At 51.5% G+C, this 357-nt stretch carries 1 pseudogene; it reads left to right on the top strand.

From position 1 onward, the window contains the following. A pseudogene (locus QWY20_RS18580) lies at positions 1-268 on the top strand (IS21 family transposase); the annotation flags it as partial. Positions 269-357 lie beyond the last annotated feature (89 nt).

The following is a 357-nucleotide window of genomic DNA, read 5'->3' as shown; positions in this document are numbered from 1 at the left end:
GGCCTGGGTGGTGCGCGTTATGGATGACAGAGCACACGAACAACAAGGTTACCGGACATGTTTAGGCTTACTGAATCTGACCCGACGCTATCCGGCGAAACGCGTGAATCGTGCTTGCGCTATTGCCAACCAAAAACAGCTCACCCGGCTGAAAAACATTACCTCTATCCTGAAAAGCAATCTCGATACGCTGGTAACGGAAGATGACAGCCAGCCCACCTTGCCGCAAACACATGAAAACATCCGTGGCCCAGGCAGCTTCCATTAAGGAGAATCATTATGACAGCCAATAACATTAACGCCCTCAGGCAGCTCAAGCTAAACGGCATGGCTCAGGCACTGCTGCAGCAACTTGAG

Source organism: Alkalimonas cellulosilytica (genome assembly GCF_036325985.1).
GTDB classification, from domain to species: domain Bacteria; phylum Pseudomonadota; class Gammaproteobacteria; order Enterobacterales; family Alteromonadaceae; genus Alkalimonas; species Alkalimonas cellulosilytica.
This window is presented reverse-complemented; position numbering and strand designations above follow the sequence as displayed.